The organism is [Flexibacter] sp. ATCC 35208 (genome assembly GCF_001975825.1).
Classification (GTDB): domain Bacteria; phylum Bacteroidota; class Bacteroidia; order Chitinophagales; family Chitinophagaceae; genus Chitinophaga.
This window is the reverse complement of the sequence record NZ_MTKN01000114.1, coordinates 1-10,237: the sequence shown is the minus strand read 5'-3', so window position 1 is coordinate 10,237 and position 10,237 is coordinate 1. Positions and strand designations below refer to the sequence as shown.

The following is a 10,237-nucleotide window of genomic DNA, read 5'->3' as shown; positions in this document are numbered from 1 at the left end:
AAAAAGTGTAAACAACTTCCCTTAATAAATATATCCACATAATCCACCACATTATTCCCTTCACAATTATCCATTTCCTGCAATCTCCAATACTTCCTCTCCCCTTTCACCAAAAAATGATACGTTCCCGTCTTCTCACATACCTGTCCATTATTCACCCCCGAATACTTCGTTTGTATAGTTCCTTTAAACGTCATGGGTACCTCAAGTGGAGATATTTTAGAAAAAAGGACTGTAGGGATTACCAATAAGGGAAATGTGATCATCAAAGCTGGTATAAACTCCCCCTGTAGCTAGTGTAGGAGCAGAAGTATCTGTTGATGAGGAAATTGTAAGATCAGTAAATAATGTTACCGATTTCATTTATAATGCTAAATTTATTTCAATTTCCATGATAATATACATTTACTTTTGCCTGTTGTTACCTATGAGTATAAGGCATATTCAACTGGACAACAACTAAAGTAATTTAAATGCAAAAAGTTTTATTATTCTGTTTTGTCACATTTTCTCTTCTAAGTTGCAAAGGCCAAAACCACCCAGCCTTAAACGCGTCAGCAGGATATATATCAATTTATTTATCCGTCGATGGGAATAAAGACAGTTTGAATTTTGAAAAAATACGGGCTACACCATCCGGTAACTTTACCTGCCAGGAAAAGGCTAATGGAAATCTCTGGGTAAAATTCAGCCCTCATGATACAACAGTGGTGTGGGTAAGTGCTGACCAACCAGAAAATAAAAAGGGTATTGAGAAATTAAAGAAGAATATAGGTGGATATTCACTGAAGGGTGCCTACCTGAATCCATCCGAGCCATTTGATATTTTCCATGTGATATATACATCGGACAGTAATCCAAACAGCTTGTTCATTATGACCTATTCTAACATAGGAGAGAATATATTAAGTGTGGCTCTATTTAATGACAAACCACTAAATCCTTTACTAGAACAGAATATAAGATTTAATTTAATGAAATGATTAGCTGGTATAATTACTGATAGCCAATAGGAAACCAAACACCTCTTCTATTGGGTGGTAGCATATTAGGTAATACATGCCCATTGTCAAGCTCGTTGATATCAATATTCTCTTTAACTAAGATAATCTTAGGAAGATCTTTTCCTGAGAAAACTTTTTCCTTTAGAATCTGAATCACATCATAATAATTTATTCCGGTCACTCCACACCCCATTCTAGTACCATATGGTGCATTACTATAACCTTCAAACCCGAACTCAAACCAATATCTTATCATAATACTTTATTGTTTCCTAATGTATGGTGGAATTTCTAAAACGTTAAATATTCCCCTTCCTCCTCAACCCCCGATACCGCTCCGGACTCACCTCCATACTCTTCTTAAACAACCTCGAAAAATGAAAAGGATCATCATACCCTATCGCCACCGCTACATCCTTTATCTTCATATCCGTTGTATACAACAACAAACAAGCCTTCTGTAATTTCAGATGTATAAAATAATTCAATGGCGACATACCCGTGGCCTTTTTAAATAAACTTGAAAAATGTGACGGAGACAAATCTATCTTCCTTGCCAGATCCTCCACTGTCAACGTTGATGCAACCTGCTGCTGCATATACCGGATCGTTTCATTGATCCTGTCATTGATGGCGTCCTGTTCACCAGATACCTTGTCAGGATACACGAATGTGGCGATAAAATGATACAGGTACAAACTCGCCTTACCCAGGTTATCCTTCCCAAACCCCATCTTCAAACTCTGAAACATATCATTCCACAACTCAATCCCCTTCTCATTCGCATGTATATGCCGGGGGCCGTCGAACGGACCTATATTAAAATTCCGGTTAAAGGTGTCCATGTCTTTTCCGCTGAAATGTACCCAGTAAATTGTCCATGGATGATGATCGTCTGATCCGTAACGCAGGTGAGAACTGGTAGCAGGAATTATCACGAATTCATTGACACCGACCTCAAAACGCCGGTTACCAATCTCATACCAGCCCTTTCCACCAGTACAATAAATAAGAATGTTATCTGTACAACCGTTCTTTCTGTCGCGGAAGTGAAATGCCGCCTTTGGGAAATAGCCTATATGCGTAATATATAGCTGGCTGAGTACAGTATTCGCTTTGATGGCATTCTTCCAGACTGCATCAGGAAGGCTGATGAGCTGCTGTCCCGCAAAACCATCTCTTCGTTTTACAGTTTTCATAACGCGCCACTGGATTTATCTACAAAATACAAAATCGTAGTATAATTCATGAAAATAAATGAATCCTCCATTTATTACAGGGTTGCGATTAGATACTTTTGTTTCACACAATTCCAGTTATGAAATAATTAAAAATTGGTTTATGCCAAAATTCCCGTTTGTATCTCTATCAGGGATACTGATCACTATTTTCCTGTACATCAGCATCAGCACATCTGCACAACAACCTACAAAGATCACTATTACAGGGACAATCACCGACTCTTCAGGATCAAAGCTCGAGGGAGTGAACGTTGTGGCGGAAAACAAAAAGAACATCGCCACTTCTACCAATTCTACAGGTAAATTCATCCTGGATGCTGAACCAGGTACCCTACTGCGATTTTCGTATGTAGGTTTTGAACAACAGTACATTACCGTATCACCCAATTCAAAGGTGATCAACCTTGTCATGAAACATGCTTCTGCCACTGTGGAAGAGGTGGTGGTGGTGGCCTATGGCCGAAAACAACGCAAGGAGGCCGTGGTTGGTTCTGTTACCACCATAGACCCCGGTGCACTGAAGATCCCATCCAGCAACCTTACAAATGCCCTGGCTGGTCAGATTGCCGGCATGATCTCCTTTCAGAGAGGTGGACAACCGGGGTTGGATAATTCCTCTTTCTTCATCCGTGGGGTCACTACCTTCGGATATAGTGCCAGTCCGCTGATTCTGGTAGACAATGTGGAACTCAGTGCCAATGAACTGGCCCGCCTACAGGTAGATGATATCGCAAGTTTCTCTATCCTGAAAGATGCCAGTGCCTCCGCATTGTATGGTGCAAGAGGTGCCAATGGCGTAATACTGGTTACTACTAAAGAAGGGAAAGCAGGCAAAGCCAGTATGAACGTGCGTTATGAACGATCCGTTTCCCGGCCTACGCAGACCGTGAAACTTGGTGATCCGGTCACTTACATGAAATTGTACAACGAGGCACTGACTACGCGCAATCCGCTGGCCACACCCCTGTATACCCCCAACCAGATCATCAATACACAGGCCACTATGGACAAGGCGCCGGGGTATAACCCTTACGTATACCCTGCTGTGGACTGGATGAAGACATTGTTCAAAGATCAGGCGACTACTCAGCGCGCCAATTTCAGTGTACAGGGTGGTAGTGATGTAGCCAAATACTATATCGCGGGTTCTTATGATAAGGACAATGGTATTCTGCAGGTAAACCCTGTCAACAACTTCAATTCTGCCATGAAGTTTGAGAACTACCAGTTACGCTCCAATGTGAATGTGAAACTCACAAAAACCACTGAAGCCCTAGTACGCCTATGGGGTAATTTCAATGAATATACTGGCCCTATTACCGGCGATCAATCAGGACTGGCGAGTGATCTGTACGACAGGGCACTGCATACAAGCCCCGTGTCTTTTCCTGCTTATTTTCCTGCCGATAGCGCCAACCTCCTTACCAAACATATTTTGTTCGGTAACTCACTGACCTCATCCGGTAATTTACAGGCCAATCCTTACGCAGATCTGATGTATGGATACAAAAGTTTTTCGGAGTCAAGATTATCAGCGCAGTTTGAACTGAACCAGGACTTCAATTTCATCACAAAAGGATTGTCATTCCACGGATTATTCAGCACGAACAGGTATGCCTACTTTGACCTGACCAGGTCATACAAGCCATTCTACTATGATGTAATGAACTATGACCAGACCAGTAATACTTATTCCCTGAACTGGCTGAATAGTCAGCCGGGGGGCGCACAGGAATTCCTCAGTTATTACCCGGGCACGAAGGATGTGAATACTTTCCTTTATTTACAGGGATCACTGGATTACGCACGGGCATTTGGCAAACATAATGTGAGTGCTGCACTGATCGGTACCAGACAACAAAAGCTAAATGCGGATGCCAACGATCCAAACACACATCAGCCATCCCTTCAGTATTCACTTCCTTACCGCAACCTGGGATTAGCAGGAAGAGCAACTTATTCTTTCGCCAGTAAATATTTCCTTGAATTCAACTTTGGTTATAACGGATCTGAACGTTTCTCTACCCAATATCGCTGGGGCTTCTTCCCTACTGTCGGTGCAGGATGGGTCGTGTCTAATGAAAAGTTCTGGAAAGGCGATGTCTCTCATATCATTACCAGACTGAAATTAAGAGGGAGTTATGGCTTAGTGGGTAATGACAATATCGATAATACCAGGTTCTATTATTTGTCGAATGTAACACCTGATGATGTGAATGGGCCTTCGGCCGTATTTGGTACAACCAATGGTGTGAAGATGTATGGTACGACCATCCAGAACTACCCGAACCCCGGCGTAACCTGGGAGACCGCCCGTAAATCCAATCTGGCTGCAGAAGTCACTTTCTTTGACAAGTTAAATATCACTGCAGAAATTTATCATGAATTCCGATACAATATCCTGCAACAAAGAGGATATATACCCGTCACTACCGGTCTGGAAGCTGCCGTAAAATCCAATGTAGGCGAAGCGACTGCCAAAGGATTGGATCTGAATATTAACTATAAACAAACGTTTTCCAAAAACTTTTGGGCATCTGTACTGGGTAACCTGACAGTTACGTCCAACAAGTACCAGCGTTTTGAAGAACCGGAATATAAATACGGGTATCGTTTTCAGAATGGAAAACCTATCAACCAGCCATTCGGATACATTGCAGAGAGATTATTTGTAGATGATAAAGAAGCGGCAAATTCACCTACCCAGTTATTTGGTGCTTCGCCTGTTCCTGCTGGTGGTGATATCAAATACAGAGATGTCAATAAGGATGGTATCATTAATCAGGATGACCAGGTACCTATCGGTTTACCCACCACACCGCAGATCATTTATGGCTTTGGATTTTCTTTAGGTTACAAAAACTTTGACCTCAATGCCTTCTTCCAGGGACTTGCCAGAGAATCCTTTTTTATCAATGCCACATCGCAGGATGACAGGTATTATGCAAAATACGGTACTGCACCATTTGTAAACAACGCACAGATCTTACAGGCGTATGCAGACAATCACTGGTCAGAAGAGAACCAGAACTTATATGCATTGTGGCCAAGACTTTCCACCACCGACATCCTGAACAATCAGCAGCAAAGTACCTGGTGGTTGAGAGACGGTAGCTTTATGCGCCTCAAATCAGTAGAGCTGGGGTATAGTTTGCCGAAGTCACTGACGAAAAGGATGTACATCAGAACGATGCGCATTTATTTCAGCGGATTAAATCTGCTCACGTTCAGCCATTTTAAACTGTGGGATCCGGAACAGGCTGGGCAGGGCTTTGGGTACCCGATACAGAAGGTTTTCAACTGTGGTATTAACGTAAACCTTTAAATGAATTCAGATGAAAACGATCTTAACAATATTAATAGTCCTTATTCTTTTTTCATCCTGCAGGAAATATCTTGATGTCATACCTGATGATGTCGCTACATTGGAAAGTGCATTTGCCAATGCCAATGAAACACAGGCTTACCTGTTTGGGTGCTATGCCACCTTGCAGAACATGGCCGATGTACGTCGTAATCCGGGTTTTACCACTTCGGGCGAAGTGATATTCCCCTATCCGTTACAGGACCAGACTACACTGGGTGGTGCAGGTGGTGATGCAGGATTCAGCATTATCCGTGGTTTACAGAACAGCGCTAACCCATTGCTGAATTATTGGGATGGTTATAACATGGGGTTGAATATGTGGCAGGCCATCAGGAAATGCAATATCTTTTTGGAGAATGTACATATTCCTCCTGATTTGCCTGACTACCAGCGTAAAAGATGGACAGCAGAAGCGAAGTTTTTAAAAGCATATTTTCATTACTGGCTGATCAGGATGTATGGTCCTATTCCTATTGTGGATGTGAACCTGCCTGTGAATGCATCTATTGATGAGGTAAGGATCAAACAACAACCTCTTGACTCCTGCTTTAACTATGTGGTGAGATTATTAGACGAAGCTATTCCTGACCTGCCACCGGTGATACAGAACCTGGCAGCAGAACAGGGACGCATCAGCGCCACCATTGCACAGGCTGTGAAGGCGGAAGTGTTGGTTACACAGGCGAGTCCTTTATTCAATGGTAATCCTGATTATGCGGGCATGAAAAACCATGATGGGGTATTATTGTTTCCGGCCGCCTACGATGACAGCAAATGGCAACGCGCCTTGCAGGCATGTAAAGATGCGCTTGATAATGTAGGCAGTGCTGCGCTATACCAGTTGAGATTAAGTGGTGGTATTGTACATATGTCTGATACAACCCGTCGCCTGCTCACCATACAAGGAGCCTTTGTAGATAGCTGGAATTCAGAACAGATATGGACGTTGAATCCGCAATTTGGCTGGCAGTATATGGCTTCTCCACGTGTGACTACCGATGCGGCTTCTAATGTATTTGCAGTTTATTCTAATTTCTCTGTACCTATTGCAGAATCAGAAATTTTTTATTCTAATCATGGGGTGCCTATTAATGAAGATAGGACCTTCGACTATAACAACCGTTATAAATTACAGGCAGGAGATGATGCACATGCGTACTACATCAAAAAGGGTTACACCAGTGCCAAAGGCAACTTTAACAGGGAGCCCCGGTATTATGCAGATGTAGCTTTTGATGGCAGTGTATGGTTTGGCTCTGGTAACCTGGATGATAATAATCCCAATTATATCAATGCGGTAAATGGTCCGGCTGCACCACCTGATCAACTGCGTTATAATGCTACCGGGTATTGGGCAAAGAAGCTTGTACCTTATCAGACCACCTTCGGACAGTCCAGCATACAGCAGGGTTATTCATGGCCTTTTATACAATTGACCGGACTCTGGTTACTATATGCAGAATGTCTGAATGAAGTGAACGGCCCTGGTGCAGAAGTGTATGCATGGATTGATAAAGTGAGAGCAAAGTCAGGTTTGGACGGCGTTGTAGCCAGCTGGTCACAGTATTCAATCAATCCAGATAAGTATAGTTCAAAAGATGGGTTACGTGATATTATTCATCAGGAAAGAAGAATTGAAACCGCGTTCGAAGGACAGGCAGGATGGGATCTGAGAAGGTGGAAGGAGTTGCAAAATGTACTGAGTACCCCCGTACAGGGATGGAATGTATTTAATAGAACGACAGATGGTTATTACCAGTTAAAGCTGGTGCAGCAGACCTCTTTTAGTATCAGGAATTACCTGTATCCTATACAGGATTATGATCTGATCACCAATCCGAATCTTGTACAAACCCTTTACTGGTAAAATTTACACGTATGAAAAAACTCATTTTATTATTGTTGATAGTAGCCTGCAAAAAGATGGATGGATACAATGATGTTGTATCTACCGATATGACCAAGCCGGGTGTGGTGACGAATGTGAATGTGGTCAACTTCAATGGTGGTGCTTATATCACCTATACATTGCCTAACTCATCGAATATCCTGTATGTACAGGCAGAATATAAAATCAATGATAAAACAACCAGGCAAACTAAGTCTTCTTACTATTCTGATAGTATTACAGTAAGTGGTTTTGCGGCCAGTAAAGAGTATGAAGTAGTGTTGCATACAGTAAGCCGTGCACAGGTGGTGTCTGATCCGGTAACGGTAAAAGTCCATCCGGATACGCCTCCTTATTTACTGGCAAGGCCTACAGTGGTGATGCAGCCAGACTTTGGCGGGGTGAGTATTACTTGTGAAAATAAGGCGAAAGCAAATTTGGGAATTATCACTATTGCACCGGATCAAACGAAGAAATACCAGATCATTTCGCAGAACTATACAGACGAAGATTCCATCTCTTATAGTCTGCATGGATTTGATACGATTCCACAGCAATTTGGCGTATACGTTACCGACCAGTGGGGAAATATTTCAGACACATTATTCACTACTATCACACCTGTATTTGAAGCGCAGATGGATAAGTCACTCTTCCGCAGTTATTCATTAGGAACAGATGCAAAGACTGGTTTTGGCTGGGTGATAGAGAATCTTTGGAATAATTCAACCGGGTCTCCCGGTTATCATACAGAGCAACCGATACAACCATTGGTATGGCCGGCCGTGATCACATTTGACATGGGTCAGGCGGCGAGGTTGAGCAGATATACTATCTGGAACAGAGGTATTGATGGCAGTGGTACCTGGTTGTGGCAGGCAGGTGCACCACAGACATGGGTGCTTTGGGGAAGAGCAGATACGCCTGTAGACGAAACAATGCCTGATGCAGACCACCTCCCTCCTGTTGGCGGTACGACACCTAATGGATGGATTAACCTGGGATTCTATAATGCGCCAGCCAAGCCATCTGGGTTACCGAACCCGCAATACACGAATGCGGATCTTGCTTTTTGGAATAATGGCTTCAGTTACAATTTTTCACTGAGCTTGCCGAAAGTAAGGTACATCCGTTTTGAATGTGTATCCAATATGGCACAGACTAATACATTTTTTAACATGACTGAACTCACATTCTGGGGTGATCCCAGATAACCTATAAAACGGCATACAATGAGATATCTACTGGTATGCGTGCTACTGTTGGTGGCATGCAGCAAAAAACCGACAGACTACCGTGAGTTTTTGAATGGTACAGAACTGGTGTATCCGGGTAAAGTGTCCAATGCACAGGCGTTACCGGGTGATGGACGGTTGCAGTTAATATGGCAGCCTAGTCCGGATCAGAGCATTGTTAAGTATAATGTATACTGGAATAACGGCACTGACTCCATGACTATCAATTCCACCACACATAATACTTCGGATACGGTTCGTTGTACGATAGCAGGGCTGGCGGAATATGTGTATACATTTATTGTGTATTCTTATGATGCGCAGGGGAACAGGTCTGTGGCTACTGAGATTAACAATGCGAGGGTATATGGTACGGTTTATAAAGCGACATTACATAATAGATTGCCGGAGGCAGATCCTTATTTGATTAATGATGATAACACGGTGACATTGCGGTTTGTGACACCTGATACGATCAATATTACGACGGCGTTAAAGTATACAAATCAGCGTGGAGAAGTGGCAACAGTATGGGTTTCTCCTTTGGAAGATTCATTGAAACTGACCGATTATAAATTTGGTACGCCGATCGTGTATCAATCTTCTTATATTCCGGTTAGAGGTGCGTTGGATACATTTTATACTTCACGTTATGACACCTTTCCCAGTATACTGCGATTGGTGCAGTGTGATAAGAGTTTGTTCCAGGAGCATGATCTGTGGGGAGATATGGGGATCTATCAATCAGATACACGGGTGAGTAAATTGTGGGATGGATCTGTAGGTCCGCAGGATTATCCGAATATATATCATAGCGATGGAAATGGGTCGCTGCCAAGGGTGTTGAGTTTTGATATGGGAAAGGTGTATAATCAGCTGAGTGTAATAGAGGAAACTGGTAGAGGGTGTTGTAATAATCCGGATCAGTTTGAGGTATGGGGGATTGATGATCTGACGGATGCAGTGCCTGAGTTGAATTCGGATGATGCGGGGTGGAAGGCGGCGATGCAAAGTAAGGGATGGACGTTGTTGAAGGAAGTGGCGAGATCGGATAATGGGAATGCAGCGGTTAAGGCCAATTTGATGGATAATCCGCCGCCGGTAAGGTATATCAGGATCAGGGTAACACATTGTGCGAATGGATCGAATAATTATGTGAACCTTTCAGAGATTACTTTTTGGAATAAGGAATAAATGGTGAACGGTTGTTATAGGATTGGTTCCTTTTGGTTATTGGCGGGTAAACTAAAATAAATTGATGAAGTATATATTAACGGCCATTATAGGATTGATCCCTTTGGTTATTGGCGGGTAAACTAAAAAAAAATTATGAAATATATATTTACAGCCATTATAGGATTGATTCTTTTTGTTTTTTGCGGGGGAAAAAAAAAAAAAAAATTAAAAAATAATTTTTTTTAAATCAAAAAGTATATTTTTTTTTTTTTTTTTGGGGGGAAAAAAAAAAAAATTATTATTATATTTTTTTTTATTTTTTTTTT

The 10,237-nt window shown here is 42.3% G+C and carries 8 protein-coding genes; 5 read left to right on the top strand and 3 right to left on the bottom strand.

The genetic code is table 11. The features are described from left to right. Positions 1-197 (bottom strand): hypothetical protein (locus BW716_RS37920; protein ID WP_220388889.1); only part of this gene is annotated, 197 nt, incomplete at its 3' end. A 276-nt stretch (positions 198-473) separates the two neighbouring features. Here BW716_RS37920 and BW716_RS33480 point away from each other — a divergent pair. Then, positions 474-983 carry a hypothetical protein gene (locus tag BW716_RS33480; RefSeq protein ID WP_143709187.1) on the top strand — a complete coding sequence of 170 codons (510 nt, stop codon included), beginning with the start codon at positions 474-476 and terminating at the stop codon, positions 981-983. 13 nt (positions 984-996) lie between these two features. On the opposite strand, the gene BW716_RS33475 is transcribed toward BW716_RS33480, so the two are convergent. Together BW716_RS33475 and BW716_RS33470 are read right to left on the bottom strand one after the other, a co-directional pair. Then, the gene (locus BW716_RS33475; protein ID WP_083730412.1) at positions 997-1,260 is read right to left on the bottom strand and encodes a hypothetical protein; all 264 of its coding nucleotides are present in this window, start codon (positions 1,258-1,260) and stop codon (positions 997-999) included. Positions 1,261-1,303: 43 nt separating this feature from the next. After that, entirely contained in the window at positions 1,304-2,203 is a 900-nt protein-coding gene (locus tag BW716_RS33470) for an AraC family transcriptional regulator (protein WP_083730411.1), read from the bottom strand. Between the two features lie 142 nt (positions 2,204-2,345). On the opposite strand from BW716_RS33470, the gene BW716_RS33465 reads away from it, so the two are divergent. The 4 genes from BW716_RS33465 to BW716_RS33450 are packed head-to-tail and all read left to right on the top strand — an operon-like array spanning position 2,346 to position 9,929. After that, positions 2,346-5,570 (top strand): TonB-dependent receptor, encoded by a 3,225-nt coding sequence (locus tag BW716_RS33465; protein ID WP_083730414.1) that lies wholly within the window; start codon positions 2,346-2,348, stop codon positions 5,568-5,570. A 10-nt stretch (positions 5,571-5,580) separates the two neighbouring features. Then, positions 5,581-7,479 (top strand): RagB/SusD family nutrient uptake outer membrane protein, encoded by a 1,899-nt coding sequence (locus BW716_RS33460; protein WP_083730410.1) that lies wholly within the window; start codon positions 5,581-5,583, stop codon positions 7,477-7,479. A gap of 11 nt (positions 7,480-7,490) precedes the next feature. Continuing rightward, positions 7,491-8,714 carry a DUF4959 domain-containing protein gene (locus BW716_RS33455; RefSeq protein ID WP_083730409.1) on the top strand — a complete coding sequence of 408 codons (1,224 nt, stop codon included), beginning with the start codon at positions 7,491-7,493 and terminating at the stop codon, positions 8,712-8,714. An 18-nt stretch (positions 8,715-8,732) separates the two neighbouring features. Next, positions 8,733-9,929 (top strand): DUF4998 domain-containing protein, encoded by a 1,197-nt coding sequence (locus BW716_RS33450; protein WP_235643998.1) that lies wholly within the window; start codon positions 8,733-8,735, stop codon positions 9,927-9,929. Positions 9,930-10,237: the final 308 nt, after the last annotated feature.

Bases quoted from the DNA above. Each gene is read 5' to 3' on its own strand.
- BW716_RS33480 (WP_143709187.1), top strand. From the start codon at position 474: ATGCAAAAAGTTTTATTATTCTGTTTTGTCACATTTTCTCTTCTAAGT.
- BW716_RS33475 (WP_083730412.1), bottom strand. From the start codon at position 1,260: ATGATAAGATATTGGTTTGAGTTCGGGTTTGAAGGTTATAGTAATGCA.
- BW716_RS33470 (WP_083730411.1), bottom strand. From the start codon at position 2,203: ATGAAAACTGTAAAACGAAGAGATGGTTTTGCGGGACAGCAGCTCATC.
- BW716_RS33465 (WP_083730414.1), top strand. From the start codon at position 2,346: ATGCCAAAATTCCCGTTTGTATCTCTATCAGGGATACTGATCACTATT.
- BW716_RS33460 (WP_083730410.1), top strand. From the start codon at position 5,581: ATGAAAACGATCTTAACAATATTAATAGTCCTTATTCTTTTTTCATCC.
- BW716_RS33455 (WP_083730409.1), top strand. From the start codon at position 7,491: ATGAAAAAACTCATTTTATTATTGTTGATAGTAGCCTGCAAAAAGATG.
- BW716_RS33450 (WP_235643998.1), top strand. From the start codon at position 8,733: ATGAGATATCTACTGGTATGCGTGCTACTGTTGGTGGCATGCAGCAAA.